General features: G+C 30.3%; 14 protein-coding genes. 11 read left to right on the top strand and 3 right to left on the bottom strand.

Features of this window, described 5'->3' with window-relative positions; all coding sequences use genetic code 11:
- Positions 1-49: 49 nt before the first annotated feature.
- Positions 50-964: a phosphoenolpyruvate carboxykinase (ATP) gene (locus K8N75_RS09810; protein WP_223791875.1), complete on the top strand. Its 915-nt coding sequence runs from the start codon at positions 50-52 to the stop codon at positions 962-964.
- Positions 961-2,829, top strand: coding sequence for a lasso peptide isopeptide bond-forming cyclase (locus tag K8N75_RS09805; protein ID WP_223791874.1), 1,869 nt, complete (start codon positions 961-963; stop codon positions 2,827-2,829). Before K8N75_RS09810 ends, K8N75_RS09805 begins: the two co-directional genes overlap by 4 nt.
- 481 nt (positions 2,830-3,310) lie before the next feature.
- Here the strand turns inward: K8N75_RS09805 and K8N75_RS09800 are convergent, their stop codons facing one another.
- A complete protein-coding gene (locus tag K8N75_RS09800; protein ID WP_223791873.1) occupies positions 3,311-7,231 on the bottom strand; it encodes an Ig-like domain-containing protein in 3,921 nt (1,306 codons plus the stop codon).
- A 291-nt stretch (positions 7,232-7,522) separates the two neighbouring features.
- Here K8N75_RS09800 and K8N75_RS09795 point away from each other — a divergent pair, with 291 nt between their 5' ends.
- From K8N75_RS09795 to K8N75_RS09785, 3 genes are read left to right on the top strand one after another with little or no spacing between them, the layout of a single operon-like run.
- Positions 7,523-7,807, top strand: coding sequence for a PqqD family peptide modification chaperone (locus K8N75_RS09795; RefSeq protein ID WP_223791872.1), 285 nt, complete (start codon positions 7,523-7,525; stop codon positions 7,805-7,807).
- Positions 7,800-8,216: a lasso peptide biosynthesis B2 protein gene (locus tag K8N75_RS09790; RefSeq protein ID WP_223791871.1), complete on the top strand. Its 417-nt coding sequence runs from the start codon at positions 7,800-7,802 to the stop codon at positions 8,214-8,216. Before K8N75_RS09795 ends, K8N75_RS09790 begins: the two co-directional genes overlap by 8 nt.
- Positions 8,217-8,273: 57 nt before the next feature.
- Positions 8,274-10,085 (top strand): ABC transporter ATP-binding protein, encoded by a 1,812-nt coding sequence (locus K8N75_RS09785; protein WP_223791870.1) that lies wholly within the window; start codon positions 8,274-8,276, stop codon positions 10,083-10,085.
- A 5-nt stretch (positions 10,086-10,090) separates the two neighbouring features.
- Here K8N75_RS09785 and K8N75_RS09780 read toward each other — a convergent pair whose 3' ends face one another.
- Positions 10,091-10,504, bottom strand: a complete 414-nt coding sequence (locus tag K8N75_RS09780; protein WP_223791869.1) for a hypothetical protein — start codon at positions 10,502-10,504, stop codon at positions 10,091-10,093.
- A 121-nt stretch (positions 10,505-10,625) separates the two neighbouring features.
- Between K8N75_RS09780 and K8N75_RS09775 the strand changes: the two genes are divergently transcribed.
- A complete protein-coding gene (locus K8N75_RS09775; RefSeq protein WP_223791868.1) occupies positions 10,626-11,786 on the top strand; it encodes a nucleotidyltransferase domain-containing protein in 1,161 nt (386 codons plus the stop codon).
- A 23-nt stretch (positions 11,787-11,809) separates the two neighbouring features.
- On the opposite strand, the gene K8N75_RS09770 is transcribed toward K8N75_RS09775, so the two are convergent.
- Positions 11,810-12,745: a GDP-mannose 4,6-dehydratase gene (locus K8N75_RS09770; protein ID WP_223791867.1), complete on the bottom strand. Its 936-nt coding sequence runs from the start codon at positions 12,743-12,745 to the stop codon at positions 11,810-11,812.
- 76 nt (positions 12,746-12,821) lie between these two features.
- Here K8N75_RS09770 and K8N75_RS09765 point away from each other — a divergent pair, with 76 nt between their 5' ends.
- The 5 genes from K8N75_RS09765 to K8N75_RS09745 all read left to right on the top strand — a co-directional run bounded on the left by K8N75_RS09765 (position 12,822) and on the right by K8N75_RS09745 (position 19,045).
- Positions 12,822-13,919, top strand: coding sequence for a glycosyltransferase family 4 protein (locus K8N75_RS09765; RefSeq protein WP_223791866.1), 1,098 nt, complete (start codon positions 12,822-12,824; stop codon positions 13,917-13,919).
- 19 nt (positions 13,920-13,938) lie between these two features.
- Positions 13,939-15,039, top strand: a complete 1,101-nt coding sequence (locus K8N75_RS09760; RefSeq protein ID WP_223791865.1) for a glycosyltransferase family 4 protein — start codon at positions 13,939-13,941, stop codon at positions 15,037-15,039.
- Positions 15,040-15,067: 28 nt separating this feature from the next.
- Positions 15,068-16,144, top strand: coding sequence for a glycosyltransferase family 4 protein (locus K8N75_RS09755; protein WP_223791864.1), 1,077 nt, complete (start codon positions 15,068-15,070; stop codon positions 16,142-16,144).
- A complete protein-coding gene (locus K8N75_RS09750) occupies positions 16,145-18,328 on the top strand; it encodes a DUF2206 domain-containing protein (protein WP_223791863.1) in 2,184 nt (727 codons plus the stop codon). It begins immediately after the preceding gene.
- 243 nt (positions 18,329-18,571) lie between these two features.
- The gene (locus tag K8N75_RS09745) at positions 18,572-19,045 is read left to right on the top strand and encodes a methyltransferase domain-containing protein (protein ID WP_223791862.1); all 474 of its coding nucleotides are present in this window, start codon (positions 18,572-18,574) and stop codon (positions 19,043-19,045) included.
- The last annotated feature ends 288 nt before the right edge of the window (positions 19,046-19,333 follow it).

Here is a 19,333-nt window from a genome sequence, read left to right as displayed (position 1 = left end):
TTTTTAAATAATTACAATATTTTAAATATACTAAATTCTAATTATTAATATGAAATCTCTCAATTCAAATGATTTAATCTTCAAATATGAAGCATTTGGACTAAAAATTCATTCAGAAATAAGATTACCCGAATTAAAACCATTAAAATCAGAAAAATCAGATATAAACATATATTTAGGGGAAGTAGATCTACCCACCCGAAGTGTATTGGATGAAGGAATTAGTTATAAACTTTTAGATAATACAATATACAGATTCTGGGACGTAATTGGAAAATTTAAGATTACTGCTGATTCAATAATTGTTAATTCTGCAGAAAATGTGGATAAAGTCATTTTAAGAAACTTTCTTCTTGGAACCGTATTTGCTACTCTCCTGCGTCTGAAAGGTTTATTTGTACTCCACGCCAGCTCAATTAATATGAATGGTTCGGCTATAGCTTTTTCAGGTTTTAAAGGATCTGGGAAATCAACTACTGCTATGGCATTTTACAATGAAGGATATCCTATTGTTGCAGATGATTACATTACTATTCAATTCGATGGTGATATTCCAATTATCTTCCCGGGATTTCCAAGTTTAAGGCTCTCTTCAAAATCAAGAGCCGCTATGGGGTTAAATTTTGATAAATCTAATTTAGAAAGGAATATAATGGATAAAGCATATGCTTCTGTTCCTAAATCTTTTTCAAGTAATAAAATTCCTCTGAAGAAGGTTTATATTCTACAGAGAAATAAAGAATCTAAAATAATTGATCTAAAACCTCAAGAAGCTTTTATGGAACTTATAAAAAACACTTTTAGTATTCACATGTTTTCAAAATTAGAGCTCCCTGATAATTTCGTTCAGTGTGAAAGGATTGTTAAAAATTTAGATTTATCAATTTTAGTTATACCCGATTCTCTTGAAAAAATACATGAGGTCACAAGAATGGTTGAGATGGATATTGAGGACAAATTATGAGTGCAATAACCGGTATTTTTTACAGGGATGGGAGATCAGTTGATCACAAAATGATCAAGAAAATGAATGATAAAATCGCCCATAGGGGTCCTGATGGATCACATATATGGTATGAAGGTCAGATTGGGTTTGGCCATCAAATGTTACATACTACTCCAGAATCCTTGAATGAAAAACTACCATTTCAAGATGAAGATTCTGGACTTGTAATTACAGCTGATGCAAGAATTGATAACAGAAAAAAACTTTCAGAACTTCTGGAAATTAAAAACTCTATAAGAGTACCTGATAGCATATTTATCCTTAAAGCATATGAGAAATGGGGTGAATATTGTACTGAAAAACTTTTAGGGGATTTTGCATTTGCTGTTTGGGATTCCGATAAAGAAAAGTTGTTTTGTGCTAGGGATCATATGGGTGTGAAACCATTTTATTACTTTTTATCTGATGACTCATTCTTTTTTGCTTCAGAAATAAAGGCGCTTTTTTGCAATTCTGAAGTCATAAAGAGAATCAACGATTTGAGAGTAGGTTTCCATTTAATCCCTATTTACAAACATGAAAACTTAACATTCTACGAAGAAATTTACCGATTGCCTGCTGCACATTCTTTAAAATTTCAAAAGCAAAAAATCAATTTAAGAAAATATTGGGAACTTAAGCATGATGCTCAAATTATATTAGGCTCAGATGAGGAATATATTGATGCATTTCGTAAAATTTTTGCTGAAGCTGTTGAGTGTCGCTTGAGATCGGCTTTTCCAGTAGGATTTGAACTTAGTGGTGGTTTAGATTCTTCTTCAGTTGTTTGCATGGCTAGAGAAATCTTAAATGATAATAACCAACTTAATACATTTTCAATAATATTTGAGGAATTGTCAAAAATGTCTGAAACCACATATATTAACCATGTCGCAGAAATGGGTGGAATAAATACTCATTTCACAAAAGCAGACAATATAAATCCCCTCAAAGATATTGAAAATATTATTTCAATTGTGGATGAACCTTACATAACTCCTAATATAACTTTGCTATGGGATTTGTACATTAAAATAAAAAAAAATAGAATTCGTATAGTCTTAGGTGGAGAATATGGGGACATTACTTTATCTAAGGGTGAAAAATATTTTATAGAACTTTTTAGTACCTTTAATTGGATAAAATTGATTAGAGAAATCAAGGGTATGTCAAAACGTTTTAATGTGCGTTTTTATAGACTATTATTAAATCAAATCATTTTTCCAAAAATACCCAAATCATTGTTGAAATTTATCAGACAATTTAAAGGTTATAGGCAGAAGCCTGACCTTATTTTGTTGAAAAATGATTTTATACAGCAAATTAATGCGAGAAAATATCTTAAAAATCATTTTATAAATGAACCAGATAATTTCAGAGAATTCCATTATTTTTTACTTACACTTAGTTCACACCAATCTTTTTTTGAGGTTTTTGATAGGTTTTACGCAGCTTTTGAAATTGAGCACCGATATCCTTTTGTTGATAAAAATCTTATTGAATTTTGTTATGCTATTCCAGATGAGCAAAAATTTAAGTTGGGATGGGATAGGATAATAATGAGACGTGCAATGCAAGATATTCTACCAAAAGAAGTTCAATGGAGACATTCAAAAGCAGAATTTAGTTCTTTTTTTGAAAGTAACTTACTACGGTTTGAAAAAGATCGTTTAGATAAATTGATATTCAATAATGAAGATGATTTTTTGTTAGACCATTATGTAGATCTAAAAAAAGTTCAGAACATATATAAAAATTATCAAAATGGAAGTTCGGGTAATGATCCTAGAGATATTTGGAATGTTATAACTTTGGCAAAATGGTTAAAATATACAAAATTGTAAGATCCCATTTTCTAATGAAAAAAAAATTTGTAAATAAATTTAAGGATATTTTATAATTAGGGTTGTTGTTAAGAAAGAAAGTTTAAGTTAATTATGTTCATTAAATTTTTGAATTTGTTTTAGTGGTATTAATAAGTAATTTATGTAATGTGAAATTCATTAATAAAAATTATAAACTTTTTAGAAACTTGAATTCATAAAAAAATGAGATTATTTCGTTAATATTAAATTTTTTTTAACTTGGATCTGGACCAGTTTCACCTCTCAAATCATCTCCAGATCCGTATCCTGATTTTGTAATTTCTTTTAGATCGCCATAAGTAACTAATACTGGCTGTTTATATTCTTTTTTCATCATTCATCTCCTTCATAAACATATTATATTGTTATTATTTTTTAATTGATAAAGATTATGAAATATCATTTCATAAAAATAGAAAAGGAACCTAAAAATGTGGTTCCTAATCATTTCTTCAAACATTTAATTGAAACTATTCAGTGGTAAGTAGACTTTTTGGGCGTTGTTGTTGTAGTTCCAGTCGTATTGTGGTGGTGTGTTCCTGATTGCATTGTTTATAATTGGGTCTGTGGTTGTTACTGTTGCTACAATGTCTAATATTGCAGGTAATGTTCCGTAGTTCATTTGGCCTATGGTCCATGTTAGGAGTCTAGTTGTAGGGTCGTATGTGAGTGTTCCAATTCCATGTGTGTTGGTTTTTTGTAAGTTTATTTCGAGTCCTGTAGGGAGGGTGTCTGTTATTACTACTCCTGCTGCGTTGTCTGGTCCGTTATTGGTGACATTAACGGTTAATGTTATTTCGTCTCCTGTGTTTGGGTTGTTATTGCTGCTAGTTTGTGTTAATGCTATATCTGCAGATGTAGGAACAGTTAAAATATAATTTTTGGAAGGATTTGGTGTAGGATCGTATTGATCTGAATGTGTTACTTTTGCAGTGGTTGTTAGTTGGCCTGTTTTATTGATTAAAGCGAAAACGTCTATTGTTCCAAATCCTCCGTTTGGCATGTAGCCTATAGTCCATGTTATGGTTCCGATTCCTGTTGCGGTGTTGTATGCGTAGGTGTATGTTCCAACTCCTCGGGTGTCTGCGCTGATAAATTTAACTCCTGATGGTAATATGTACTGGGCTATAACGCCAGTAGCATCATCAGGTCCATAGTTCACAACATCACTAACCAATGTTGGGGTGTTATAACAGCTCCATGTTGTTATCCCATTTGCATTATAATTAGTTATTTTTAGATCTGTCTGCTTTACATATGTTCCGGTGTTTAAGTAGACTTTTTGGGCGTTGTTGTTGTAGTTCCAGTCGTATTGTGGTGGTGTGTTCCTGATTGCATTGTTTATAATTGGGTCTGTGGTTGTTACTGTTGCTACAATGTCTAATATTGCAGGTAATGTTCCGTAGTTCATTTGGCCTATGGTCCATGTTAGGAGTCTAGTTGTAGGGTCGTATGTGAGTGTTCCAATTCCATGTGTGTTGGTTTTTTGTAAGTTTATTTCGAGTCCTGTAGGGAGGGTGTCTGTTATTACTACTCCTGCTGCGTTGTCTGGTCCGTTATTGGTGACATTAACGGTTAATGTTATTTCGTCTCCTGTGTTTGGGTTGTTATTGCTGCTAGTTTGTGTTAATGCTATATCTGCAGATGTAGGAACAGTTAAAATATAATTTTTGGAAGGATTTGGTGTAGGATCGTATTGATCTGAATGTGTTACTTTTGCAGTGGTTGTTAGTTGGCCTGTTTTATTGATTAAAGCGAAAACGTCTATTGTTCCAAATCCTCCGTTTGGCATGTAGCCTATAGTCCATGTTATGGTTCCGATTCCTGTTGCGGTGTTGTATGCGTAGGTGTATGTTCCAACTCCTCGGGTGTCTGCGCTGATAAATTTAACTCCTGATGGTAATATGTACTGGGCTATAACGCCAGTAGCATCATCAGGTCCATAGTTCACAACATCACTAACCAAAGCAGGGGTGTTATAACAGCTCCATGTTGTTATCCCATTTGCAGTATAATTAGTTATCTTAATATCTGCTTTTTTAGTATAAACATTTGCTGCTGTTGCTGTTGGTTGGTTGTTATATTCTGTTTGACTTGTTCTTGTTGCGGTGTTGGTTGTGGTTGTTCCGGCCATTGTGCTTCCGGCTGTTCCGCTTATGTTTAATGTTGCACTTGCGAGGTATGCAAGGCTTGGTATATTCCATATGCCATTACTGTAGGTAGTTCCTGCAGATGGTGTTATTATTGCACCTATTAGTCCTGCAGGTATAATATCGTTAATATTTATGTTTGTGGCGGTGTCTGGTCCGTTGTTTAGTGCTGTGATTATGTAGTTGACGGTGTCTCCTACGTTTACTGGTGTGTTAACTGTTTGGCTTAGTGCTACATTGGCTTGTTTGACGTGTATGTTGCTGTTTGGTATTGTGACGGTTTTGGGGTATTCGTTCCATGTTGCGGTTGCGGTGTTGGTTGTGGTTGTTCCGGCCATGCTGGCTGGTATGTTTGTTTTTGTGAATGTTAGTGTTGCGGTTGCTCCGCTTGCTAGGCTGGTGATGGTCCATGTGGTTCCGTCGTATGTTCCTATTCCATGGGTGTTGGCTGTGAATCCGTTTGGTATTATATCGTTTATTTTTATGTTGGTGGCTGCGTCTGGTCCGTTGTTGTTTATGGTTATTGTGAAGGTTCCTGTGTCACCTACGTTTACTGGTGTTGTTCCAGTGTTGGTGATGGTTAATCCAGCTTGGTTTACGTGTACACTGGCTGTTGTAGTTGGCAATTGTGATATATATTGGTCTTGAGCTGTTTCTGTAGCTGTGTTAATTGTGGTTGTTCCGGCCATGCTTGCTGTGGCAGTTCCAGTTATGGTTAATGTGGCTGTAGCTCCATTTGCAAGGCTTGGAATAACCCAAACATTGTTATAATATGTTCCTACGGATGGCGTAACTGTAAATCCAGTTAAACCTGCAGGCAATATATCAGTTATCATAATGCCCGTAGCAGCATTAGGTCCGTTATTGGTTGCAGTAACCCTGTAGGTAACAGTATCACCCACATTCACAGGTGAATTAGCGGTTTGTGATAATGCAACATTAGCTGTTACATCTGTATTTATTACGCTAATATCTGAGAGAGTTAACGGTAGAAGATTTCTGGCTGCAAGGTTTTGTTTTCTGGTTGTGTATTGATTGTCGTATAAGAGGTTACCGTAATTTCCACTTACATATGCTGTGACAATGGCACTGCTAAAATTTGGAATACTTGATAAAGTTACTGAAACTTGGCCAAGGGCGTTTGTAATTCCTGAAGTTTGACTTAATGTTCCTTTATCTTTTTGGAAGTTGACTGTAATACCTTGTAATGGGTTTCCATCATGGTCTTTTACTGTGGCAGTTACAGTGGCGGATTGCCCGTTGGATATTTTGGTTGTTTCTGGGGATAATGTGATGCTGTTAGGATATTTTACTGATACTGCGGCATTAATGATTTCCCATGCTCTTGTTCTAACTGTTGTTGAACCATAGGCTCCATCTATTCTTCCATCATTAGGTGCAGTCATGAATTGATAGTAACCAGTTACAGGGTTAGGGCCGCCATATGGGCCGTAATGTACAGAAGTGAAGTACCAGATGGCACACTGTATTGCTGCGGCTTCATCGTTGCTGGATGGATTGTAGTTGTTTAACACGTATGTAACTTTACCCCAGTCCACTTCGCTTGGTAGATCTCCGGCTGTTCCGGGGAGAGGTCCATTAACCAGTAAAGTATCACCTATACTAATAGGTGTAAATAAGTCAATACAATACGCCTGATATGTAGTGCCATCAACCCTAACATTTATTATTCCTGCAAAACCGAGTTTATTTCCTCCCTGGATGTATATATTTCTACCACTTCCAGTTCCAGTTAAGGTTGCAGTCTTAGGGGTTAATTCAATGTTTGATGTACCATAATAATTAGGGTCAGTTGGGTAATTAGGTCCTTGGCTTACCGTTACTGTCTTGGTTATATTATTACATCCTATGTAACTGGCTGTTACCCTGTATTGTGGATCTGTGCTGTAAAAGTTTATAGAATAATAACCGTTTTGATCTGTTTTAGTGGTTCCTAGGACTTTACTGTTACTTGCAGTTGAATTAACAGTAACAGTAGCACCTTTTAAAGCCCGTATATGTCCATATTCATTTATTGTTACTGTTCCAGTAATTATAGGATCAGCTATTGGACTAGTATTTTTAGCTTTTGATGCTTTTTTTGAATTTGCTTGTAATGTTGAAACTGTTAAATTATCGTTATGAGAATTGATCGTTGTAACTGTGTGTGGTGTTGCAGCTGTGGCTGCTCCACAAATAGTGAATACAAATGCAAATACTAAAACAAACATCAATAATTGTTTGTAAATTTTTATTTCTATTTCCCCCTATTTTATTTTTCTAGAATAATTTTTAAACAAAAATTTTTTCACAAAAAATCACATGATTTCCAAACATGATCGTGTGAATTTTCACATAGAATATACTTAAATGTGATGCAATATAAAGTTTTTCTCTGAAATCTTCGACAAATGTGATGAAAATCACAAATTAATTTTTAATAGATAAAAATAAAATCTTATTATATAATAATATCATAAACATTCTATACTTATTAGGTAAATAAATTAACTTGTGAAAATATGACAAAAATATCAATAGATTCAACTTTGGTGGTGGCAGATGATGTGGTTTCATGCGATCTAGATGGAGAAGCAGCCATATTAAATATGAATGATGGTGTATATTATGGCTTGGATCCTATTGGGGCTAAAATTTGGAACTTAATTCAAAAACCGAGAGTAGTAAACGACATTGTAGAAATAATCTGGGATGAATACGATGTAGATAAAAACCAATGTAAATGTGACATTTTTGAATTAATAAAAGAACTTTTAGATAACGGGCTGGTTAAGATTAATGAGTAAAATTGATAGTTTTTTCAAACTTTCATCATCAAGGAAAAGTTTATTTATTAAGTGTCTGATTTTGATAAGTTTCATTCGTTTATCACTTTCTTTATTTTCATTTTCAAAGGTTAAAAAGATATCAAAAAGAATTTCAAGACCAAATCACAAACAAAAAGATTCAATAACTATTGAAGATATTATATGGTCTGTACGGGTTGTTTCTCCATATGTTCCAAAGGCAACTTGCCTTACTCAAGCAATAACTGGGCAAATAATACTTTCAAGATATAATCATCCTTCCAAACTTAAAATAGGTGTTATAAAAGAAGAAGAATTTGAAGCTCACGCTTGGTTAGAAATAGATGATCAAATTGTATTAGGAGAATCTGAAAAGGAATATAAACCAATATTAGAATCAGAATATTGAATAATATTGTTTTAATTGGGCGAAATAATAATTTTTATTAGGGGAATATAGATATTTATGGTTCTAAAAATCATCATTAATTTTAAAGAAAGTCTCTTAGGCCAATATACAAAAACTCTTAACGAATTAATGCAAAAAAAAGTAGCTATTGCATTGGTTTTAATGGTTGTAATAAGTCTAAGTGAAGGAATTAGTTTACTTTTATTAGTTCCTCTATTACAATTAGTTGGATTAGATGTTGGACAGGGATCACTAGGCCAGATCGCAGGAATTACATCGGCTTTTTTCACAACTATAGGTTTGCAACCTACTTTGTTAGTTGTTCTGTTGATTTATGTTTTAGTGATTAGCTTCATTGCCATATTATCGCGATTACAGACACTAAGGACTTCAAAGATACAGTACCAATTTGCTGCTAAATTACGTAAACGCCTTTATAATGCTATTACCAATTCAAATTGGCTATTCTTCACAAAAATGAAATCTTCAAACTTTGCCCATGCTATTACCAATGAGATAGAAAGAATTAGCATGGGAACAGGTCAATTTTTAACATTCATAGCCAGTATAATGATTTTAATTGTCTACATAATTTTTGCCCTAAAAATTGCAGGTATTATTACAGGTATAATTTTTATCGTAGGGATAGCTATTTTATTAATACTCCGGAGAAGAACTTTAAAATCTAGATCTAGTGGAGAAGATATTACATCCGCTACAAGAAATCTATACTCCTCTATAATACAGCACTTAGATGGTATGAAGACCATAAAAAGTTTTGGAATGCAAGAAGAAAATATTAGCCTTTTTTCTAATCAAACTAACAATGTTGCACAAAACTACCAAGACACTATCAAAAGCTATGCAGATGTTAAATTATTATTTGATATTGGAACAGTGATTGTTCTAGCAATTCTGGTATTGTTTTTAATAGAAATTATAAAATTACCTACAGCAACATTATTTTTATTAATATATCTATTTGTAAGGATGATTCCCCAATTTTCAACTATACAACGCAGCTACCAATACTTCATAAATATGTTACCCGCCTTTGGCAATGTTATACATCTAGAAAAACAGTGTTTAATGAATAGTGATATATTGGATGATAAAAATTGTCAAATAAAATTAAACAAAGTTATTAAACTTGAAAATATCTCTTTTACATACCTGGAAGAAGAACAATTTTTCATCAAAGATTTAAATCTTGAGATACCTGTTGGAAAAAGTATAGCAATAGTAGGATCGTCAGGTGCGGGCAAAAGTACAATTGCAGATCTAATAATGGGTTTAATTCAACCAAATGAAGGAAAAATAACCATTGATGGTATTTCTATTTCTAAATGTTTAAATGAATGGAGAAGTAAAATTGGATATGTGTCCCAAGAGACATTCCTATTCAATGAAACCATTAAATTCAACCTACTATTATCCCAACCAGAAGCTAAAGAAGAAGATATTATCGAATCATTGAAACACGCCGCTGCAAATAAATTTGTTTCAAAACTCCCCGATGGCATAAACACGATTATAGGTGATCGTGGAGTTAAATTATCAGGTGGTGAAAGGCAACGGTTGGCACTGGCACGTGCACTGTTAAGAAACCCCCATTTACTCATATTAGACGAAGCAACCAGCAACTTAGATACAAATAATGAAAAAAAGATATTAACGGCAATCGATGATTTACATGGTGAAATAACCATTCTTATCATAGCACACAGGTTATCCACTATAAAAAATGCGGATTATATCTATTTAATCGATGAAGGCCAAATTTTAGAATCTGGAACATGGGAAGAACTACTAAAAAATAAAAAAGGATATTTCTGGGATATTTATGAAGCACAGGGCCTAAAATTGTAATTATCTTAAATTCCATAATCTGACTTAGCATCAATAACTTCTACACTGAATCTGACAATTTTTTTATCAGGGTCAGAAAAACGAGCATAAAAAACGGAATTTCCATTTGCAGGAATATTTTTAGGCTCCAAAAATGGTGTATCATTAACATCTACAATATTATTTTGGGAATCATAAGTAGAGACCTTTATTTTTACATTTAGGGCATCAATTGAGTTTTCATTATTAATATATCCTGATACATAATAACGTGTGTCATTGCTTTCGCTGTAGTTTCCAGTGGTATTATCTGACACTTTAATAGCATCAAGGGATAGGGTTTTTTCTCCAAATGTGCCATTAGTTGTTGTCTTTGTTGTGCAACCAGATATTGTCACAATAAACAAAATAATAATTATTATAATCGGTTTTTTATTCATTTTTATATCCTTTAAATTATATTCAGTTCTAACTCAATTTGATTTATATATATATAATTTTAATAAATAACTATCTAAAATTACCTAATCTTTTTAATGATTTTGTTATGGGGATAAATTCATGGAAAATGATAAAAATTTGAAACTTAGCAGTGAAGATGAGCTTCTTATTTGCTGTTCCAATACATGGATTGATCCAGAAACTATGAGTAAAATAGTTTCCCTGGTTAGTGAAGATTTGGACTGGAATTATATTATTCAATTAGCTTCAAGGCACAGATTAAAGCCCCTTTTATATCGTAATATTAATTTAATTTGTCCGGATATGGTTCCTGAGAATGTTTTATGTGAACTTAAAGAATATTTTAATGCTAATGTTCGTAAAAATCTATTGATGACCGGGGAATTAATTAAGATACTGGAACTTTTGAAAGCTTATGGCATTGATGCCATTCCGTATAAAGGGCCTTCTTTAGCTCTTTTGGCTTATGAAAATCTTGCACTTAGAGAATTTAATGATCTGGATATTTTTATCTTTAAAAAAGATGTTTTAAAAACAAAAAAATTAATGAAGTCTAATAAGTATTCATTATATTTTCTAAATGATCCTAAACCTGAGTCCCATTATATAAATACACAACGTGAATATAAATTTATAAATGATATTAATGGAATTATGGTAGAAATGCATTGGAGATTTCAAGGGATTTCGGATAATTTCATTGATCAAAAATCTCTTAAAAACATAGAAATTAATCGAAGAAATACTTTAAGGTTCTCAAATGAAGATTTATTACTTATACTTTGTACACATAGTGCTAATCATAATTGGATAAGCTTATCATGGATATCTGATATAGCTCAATTTATTCAAAATCAAAATATTAATTGGCCTTATGTGCTTGATAAAGCTAATACGTATGAAATTAAGAAAATATTGTGTATCAATTTGTATTTAGTTAAATATTTATTCAATATTAAAATACCTCAAGATATTTTAGAAAGATTGAGCTATGAATATTCGGTGAAAGATATATCATTAAATATTATTAAACAAATCTTTGAACAACATGATATTAACTTAGCAAAAGAAGCTTTAATCCAGTTTAGGATAAGAGATAACTGGATTAATGGGATAAAGTTTTGTTTATGGCGGGCTTTCAGTCCAACTTCATTAGAGTGGGATACATTACAATTACCTGAAATATTATATCCTTTATATTACATATATCGCCCCATTAGGCTTTTAATATATGGTGCAAGATTTAAACCTAAAGAATAATTTATATTTGAAGGAATTACTGCTTAGATATTTTCTAAAAAATCATAATACCATTTTATATATATTTCTAATCCTTTTTCTATACCAACACTTGATTTCCAACCCAAAATATTTTCTGCCTTGTTTTTATAAGACAATGTATCTTTAACATCACCTTTCTGTTCTGAATCGTATCTAATTTTGGCTTTGATACCTGTAATCTGCTCGATTTCACCTATTAAATCATTTACACTAATGTTACTTCCACCTCCAATGTTAAAAAAATCACCTATTATATCTCCTTTTGCAGCTATAATGTTTGCATTTACTACATCACTGATAAATGTGAAATCCCGTGTTTGAGTTCCATCACCATAAATATGTATCTCTTTTCCTTCAATAATTGCTTTGATAAACTTATTTATTGCCATATCTGGTCTTTGTCTTGGACCATAAACCGAAAAATATCTTAAAGAGATAGTTGGAAGATCATAATTTTTCTGATATAAATATGATAAATGTTCTGCTGCAAGTTTCGTAACTCCATAAGGTGAAATAGGTTTCAATACCCTATCCTCAGACATTGGAAGTTCCACATCACCATATACTGAAGAAGAAGAAGAATATACAAATTTAATTATATCTAAATCTTTATAAAATTCTAATAATCTTTGAGTAGCATAAATATTATCCTTGGTATACGTTTCAAAGGTTTGTCCCCATGATTTACGAACTCCAGGCTGTCCAGCTAAATGGAATATATAATCTACATCTGGAAATTCGGTTAAAGTTGTAATATCTTCTTCAATCAAAGTGAAATTATTATTTTTCAATGAATTTGAAATATTAGATCTTTTTAATTCATTAGAATAATAATCAGTAAAGCAATCAATTCCAATTACATCATAATCTTGTTCTAAAAGTTTCTCAGTTAAATGTGATCCTATAAACCCTGCACATCCTGTCACTAAAGCTTTCATTTTCTACCTCTTAAAATACATTTATAAGTATGATTAATGTAATGTCTTTTTATAATATGAATGTAGGTGAAAATTAGTGAAAATATTACGTGTAGTCAGTGACTTATACCCATATGTTGTTGGAGGACTTGGAATTCATACACATGAAATGTCAAGATGTCAAGCACAGTATGGACATGATGTAACAGTATACACTTCTAAGAATTCCAATCCAGTAAAAAATATAAATAAGAATTATCAAGTAGTTAAATTTAATAACAGAATAAAAATAGCCGGCAATTCTCTTTTACCAGGATTATTCTTTAAATTAATACAAGAAAAGCATAATTTTGATATTATACATGCCCATTCACACCTTTTTTTATCAACAAATCAATGTGCATTGATACGTAAACTTAAATCTACACCACTTGTAATTACAAACCATGGTTTAATATCCCAAACTGTTCCCATGAAACTCCAGAAAATATATTTACCTACAATAGGTAAATGGACATTTCAATCTGCTGACAAAGTTATTACTTATACTGAGGAAGGGAAATCATCTATCATCAATTTAGGAGTTAATCCAGACAAAATAGAAGTAATTCATAACGGTATTGATACTAACTTATTTACTCCTAAACAACAAGAAAGTAAAAATAAACAATTACTATGGGTTGGACGATATATTCACGGTAAAGGTGTCCAATACTTAATTGAAGCTTTTAAAATCGTATCTGAAGAATATGATGATCTAAAACTATTAATGGTAGGAGACGGTCCATTAAAAGAGAATATTAATAAACAAATTAATCATTTAGGTTTAAACAGGAAAATAACACAAAAAAAATTTATTCCAAATTCTGAAATTCCAGATTTATACAGAAATTCAGACATATTTGTACTACCTAGCTTAGAAGAAGGAGTACCAAGAACAATATTAGAAGCAATGTCATGTGAAATACCAGTAGTATGCACAAAATTACCACAACTCATAGATATAATAAATGAATGCGGAATAATGGTTCCAAAAAAAGATCCTGAAGCATTAGCAGAAGGCATCATAAAAATATTATCCGATAAATCTCTATCACTTAAATTTGGAAAAAATGGAAGATATAAAATTATTAACGGGTTTTCCTGGGAAAACACAGTAAAAAAAACATTAAAATTATATGAAACATTAATTTAATCAATTATTGGAGTAAATAATGAAGATTTTAGTATGTGCATCAGAATATTATCCTCATGGTTCAGGAATAGCCAATGTAGCATATAATATTGTTGAACAAATGAAAAAAAAAGGTATAGAATGTGATGTATGTTCACCAACAGGACCAGATATTAAAATTGGAAATATAGGTAAATATGGGCGAATAAGTCTTTTATATTTTTGGTTTAAGGTAAGTAAATATTTTAAAAATAAAAAAAATGATTATGATATAGTATGGCTACACAACCCTCTATTTATTACAGAAAATCCTTTTAAGAAATGTTTAGTGACAATTCACTCTACTTCTCAGGGTAAAATAGAAAAAAGAATATATCCCTTGCATTTACATTTTTATTATTTATTTTCATCAATCATAGATAGTTATTGTATAAAAAAAATTAATAATGAAATACTGTTTACGGTAATTGATCCCTCAGTAAAAAGTGAGTTAGTAAAAATCAATATAAACGGAGATAAGATTAAATATATTCCAAATGGAGTAAACACCCATTTATTTAGGCCAAAAAATAATAAAAAATTTTTAAGAAACAAATTTAAAATTCCAGAAAATAATATTGTAATTCTTAGTTTAGGTAGATTTAATGAACATAAACAGCCTCTTGAATTAATTAGAATATTCTCTAAATTGTCGGCTAAAATTAATAATTTAACATTATTAATGGCCGGAACAGGAGAACTACTTAAAAATTCAAAGACCCTGGTTAAGGATGAAGAATTAAATAATGTCCGATTTTTAGGTCAGGTACATCATATGGATACTCCAAATGTTTATGCTTGTTCTGATTATTATATAATGACTTCTAAATATGAAGGCCAGCCTTTAACTCTTCTAGAAGCCATGGCATCAGGTTTAAAATGCATAGTTTCAGAAATACCTAATATAAGTTTAATAACTGATGCAGCTGATTGTGGTATTACCATTAATGTTGAAAATACAGAATATGCAGCAAATGATATAATAAATTATTTAAAATCGGATAATAAAAGGCATTCGGAAAATGCAAGAAATTTTGCAGTTCAAAATCATGATTGGGAAAAAATAGCTGATTTATATTTAGAACAATTCAGTAAAGTTTAATTATCAATTCCAAGAAATAGGCTGTATTATGAAGATCATGATTATAACTTTAAATACCAAAGGGGGAATGGTGCATTACGTTTCACAACTTGCAAACTCTTTAGCAAAAAGAGAGGACGTTGTTGTAATAGCCCCTATTGGAATAGATAAAAATAACTTTGATATTAATCATGTTAAAATAATAGAATTAAAGATGGGTAACTTAATTAAAAATTTTATTGTTAATACCTTGATTTTTACTAGGCCATTAAAATTTATAAGGAGCGTATATAGAGAAAATCCGGATATAATTCATTTTAATGAAATTCATTTATGGGCTGCATTATTTTTACCTTATCTAAGAAAATTTAAAATTGTTACAATGATTCATGATGTTAATCCTCATATTGGCGGAAGAATGATCGATCAGAAATTTGCTAAACGAATTTATGTTAAATTCTCTGATTGTCTATTAGTTCATGGAAAATATGCTAAAAAATTAATTAAAACAAATAAAAAAGTTTACAGTATCCCTCACGGTGATTATTCTTTTTTCTTGAACTATTCAGAGGACAAAATAGATGAAGAAAAAGACACAATACTATTTTTTGGTAGGATAATAGATTACAAAGGTTTGAATTATTTAATAGAATCTGTAAATTATATTTTAAATCAGAAACCTGAAATTAAGTTAATAATAGCGGGATCTGGGAATTTTGATAAATATAATCACCTCATCAAAAATCATGAGAATTTTGAAATCCACAATAGGTTTATAAAAGATGAAGAAGTATCTTCTTTTTTCCAAAGAGCAAAAATAGTAATTTTACCTTATATTGAAGGTACACAAACTGGAATTATTCCTATTGCATATGCATTCAAAAAACCGGTAATTGCAACTGATGTAGGAAGTATACCCGAAGTTGTAGAAAATGGTAAAACCGGATTTATAGTTCCCTCAAAAAATTCTATCGCACTTGCTGAAGCTATAATTAAAACTTTAGATGATGAAAATTTACAGAAGAGAATGGGTGTCAATGGTTACATTAAAATGAGAAAAGAGCTTTCTTGGGATGTAATTGCAGGCAATTTAATTCAAATTTATAATAAATTGAGGGTAGAATAAATGTTTATAAACAATCCATTTAAAATGAATGATTGGAAATTTAGTAAATTTTTAGCTCTTATAATTAGTATTCAGTTATCTTTTATTGGATTGAGTTTATTGGATACAATTGGGATAAATATTCCTTTGTTGCGACAGGTTTTTGGATTTGTTTTTCTTACTTTTGTACCTGGTTATTTAATGTTAAGAGTATTGAGAATACATAATATTAGTAGTGTTAAATCATTATTATATGCTGTAGGATTGAGTTTATCTCTAATAATGTTTTTAGGATTCTTTTTAAATATCATCTATCCAATCGTTGGCATTCATGAACCACTTTCCCCTTTTAATTTAATAATTTCAATAAATCTTCTTGTAATTGCATTATCTATTCTAAGTTACATGATCGACAAAAACTTCTCTGAAAAGTGTTATATAGAATTAAAAAGCTTTCCTAGAGAATCTTTTATAATATTATTGCCTTTAATTGCGGTTATAGGAACCTATCTAGTGAATTATTATGATAATAATATTGCTTTGGTGGTTTTAATATTGTTAATTGGATTAATAGTTATCTTAGTTTCACTTGGGAAAATAAACCAAAAATTTTATCCTCTAACGATATTTGCAATTGCCTTATCAGTTGTGTATAGTATTGAACTTATATCGGGTAACATTACAGGTAATGATGTTAATGTCGAGTATTACTTTGCTAATTTGGTAAATTTGAATTCAATTTGGTCATTTCAGACGTTTGGGGATGTGAATTCTGTTTTGAGTATTGTGATGTTAGTTCCAATTTATTCAAAAATTATTAATTTAAACATAACTTGGATATTTAAAATAATATTTCCTTTTTTTTATTCCTTAATTCCTGTAGGATTATACATAGTTTATAAAAAACAATCAACAGCGATAATAGCGTTTTTGTCATGTTTTGTTTTTGTTGCTTTTTTTAAATTTTATAGTGCTTATTTGGGTCGGTTAGGACTAGCAGAATTGTTCTTAACACTTTTTTTACTTCTAATGATTGAGGATAAATTAAGTAACAGTAAAATATCGATTCTATTCATTATATTTGGGGCTTCTATCATTTTATCGCACTATGGATTATCTTATCTCTTCGTTTTAGGTTTATTAGCGATGTTGATTATTTTACCACTTTATAAAAAGTTGGATAAGTCGGATTATAAATTTAAAACAGTAACATTCACTTTATTTTTATTTATTACAATTTTTACTTTAGCTTGGTATATGTACATCTCTAGCTCTTCTTCATTTATTGCTTTTGTAGATATTGGGAATAATATGTATCAAACATTTTTTACAGAATTTTTTGATCAAAATTCATCACAAAGTTTAAGGTTAATAAACAGTTTAAATCCATCATTTTTACATACAATAGGTAAATATATACAATTATTAATACCTTTATTTATAGTAATAGGATTTTTGTATACTTTAAAACATAGATTAAAATTTAAGGAAGAATATTTAATATTATCTTTATTTTTCTTAGTAGTATTAATCCTCAGTTTCTTTATACCCTATTTAGCAAGTGCATTAAACACAGATAGATTATACCAACTTTCATTGATATTTTTAGCACCATTTTCAATAATTGGAGGTATATTCCTCATAAATTTAATATCGCGATTTAAAAAGCTAAATAAATATTTTACTAAAGAAAAATCTCTGCATTTAATGTCCATTTTTTTAATAATATTTTTCTTTTTCAACGTTGGTTTAGTTTATGAAATTTTCAATGATCAACCTTCTTCATTGGCTTTGAGCCAGAAATCTATAATTAATCAGGATACTAAATATAAAGCTGCTTTTTATTCAACATTTTATAAAGAAGAGGATATTAATTCCGCTGAATGGCTTTCCCTAAATAGAAAGAATTCATTAAGAGTTTATGCCGATTTTTTTAATGTGAAACATATACTAAGAAGTTATGGGATGATGCCATATCAAAAAGTAATAACAAATCAAACACAGATTCAAAACTCTTACTTATATCTTGGATCTACCAATATTCTACAAAATATTGCTTATGTTAATGGTAATTATTATTACAATATGTCCTATTTAAATCCACAAATTGAAGAATCTAATTTAATATATTCAAATGGTGAATCTGAGGTTTTGTATTTAAAACAAACTCAATCTAATGTTTCCTTTGTGGAGAATCCTTATTAAAAACGAAATTGAGTATAAACATTAAAATAATTAGTGGTAAATATGAACTCTGATGTAGAAAATTTTTAAATGATGCAAACTTTGATTATAATCCATCATATCTAAAAAAATTAGAATTTATTATTTCAGCTAAGAAAATATTCAATTATTAACAATAAAAAATTAGATGAACTTAATATACTAAAAGCGGGTTGTGGCAAAGGTGGTATTACAATTCCTTAAAATTCCTTACGATGCAACATTGTGGCGTTTGACGTTGATAAAAGTGATGTTGTTTATTTATCAAATTTAATCAAAAAAAATAAAATTAAAAATATTTGTCTAAGTGAAGAAAATGGTTATTCATTCTCATCTGATATAGTAATTGCTTCGGAAGTATTTGAACATGTCTTAGACCCTTTAAATTTAGTTTTAAATATAAAAAAGGTAATGTGTAAAAATTCGCAATTTTTTGTAACTACTCCAAATGGTTTTGGGCCAGGGGAAATTAGAAATCGTTTATTTTTTTATCTTTTTAAGCATAATAATTTTATAAGAAAATTATTAAATAAACCAAAGTATGTTATTGGAAATGGTAGTAGTCACTGTCAATTTTTTACAGAAACAAGGATAACTAATCTTTTTTCAAAATTGAACTTCAAGAAAATATCTGTTAAAAATTCAAGCATATACTTGTCGCTTTACCATTTAACCGAAAATGAAAAGAATAGACATTAAACTTGCAGATATTTTACCTTCTCGATTTGCAAGTGGTTGGTATTTTTTTTTTGAATTGACAAAGAATTAGTCATTTATTCTTATTTATTATTCGGGTTTGTAAAGTTATTGTACTATAATCCATACATATCCAATCTGCCATATAAAGACTAAATAAAACACAACAAAAAAATAGATTCACCTTTTACTGGGGCTGTCAAGTTAATGGGTGTTGTTGATGTTTTCCATGTTTGGTTGTCCATTTTTGCATTTTGAGTGCTAGGTAGTTGATTAGTCCTTTGGTTGTTT

This window comes from Methanobacterium spitsbergense, from assembly GCF_019931065.1.
Classification (GTDB): Archaea; Methanobacteriota; Methanobacteria; order Methanobacteriales; family Methanobacteriaceae; genus Methanobacterium_B; species Methanobacterium_B spitsbergense.
This window is presented reverse-complemented; position numbering and strand designations above follow the sequence as displayed.

What these genes read in the sequence shown, in the direction of transcription:
- K8N75_RS09810 (WP_223791875.1), top strand. Translation starts at nt 50, where the DNA reads ATGAAATCTCTCAATTCAAATGATTTAATCTTCAAATATGAAGCATTT.
- K8N75_RS09805 (WP_223791874.1), top strand. Translation starts at nt 961, where the DNA reads ATGAGTGCAATAACCGGTATTTTTTACAGGGATGGGAGATCAGTTGAT.
- K8N75_RS09800 (WP_223791873.1), bottom strand. Translation starts at nt 7,231, where the DNA reads ATGTTTGTTTTAGTATTTGCATTTGTATTCACTATTTGTGGAGCAGCC.
- K8N75_RS09795 (WP_223791872.1), top strand. Translation starts at nt 7,523, where the DNA reads ATGACAAAAATATCAATAGATTCAACTTTGGTGGTGGCAGATGATGTG.
- K8N75_RS09790 (WP_223791871.1), top strand. Translation starts at nt 7,800, where the DNA reads ATGAGTAAAATTGATAGTTTTTTCAAACTTTCATCATCAAGGAAAAGT.
- K8N75_RS09785 (WP_223791870.1), top strand. Translation starts at nt 8,274, where the DNA reads ATGGTTCTAAAAATCATCATTAATTTTAAAGAAAGTCTCTTAGGCCAA.
- K8N75_RS09780 (WP_223791869.1), bottom strand. Translation starts at nt 10,504, where the DNA reads ATGAATAAAAAACCGATTATAATAATTATTATTTTGTTTATTGTGACA.
- K8N75_RS09775 (WP_223791868.1), top strand. Translation starts at nt 10,626, where the DNA reads ATGGAAAATGATAAAAATTTGAAACTTAGCAGTGAAGATGAGCTTCTT.
- K8N75_RS09770 (WP_223791867.1), bottom strand. Translation starts at nt 12,745, where the DNA reads ATGAAAGCTTTAGTGACAGGATGTGCAGGGTTTATAGGATCACATTTA.
- K8N75_RS09760 (WP_223791865.1), top strand. Translation starts at nt 13,939, where the DNA reads ATGAAGATTTTAGTATGTGCATCAGAATATTATCCTCATGGTTCAGGA.
- K8N75_RS09755 (WP_223791864.1), top strand. Translation starts at nt 15,068, where the DNA reads ATGAAGATCATGATTATAACTTTAAATACCAAAGGGGGAATGGTGCAT.
- K8N75_RS09750 (WP_223791863.1), top strand. Translation starts at nt 16,145, where the DNA reads ATGTTTATAAACAATCCATTTAAAATGAATGATTGGAAATTTAGTAAA.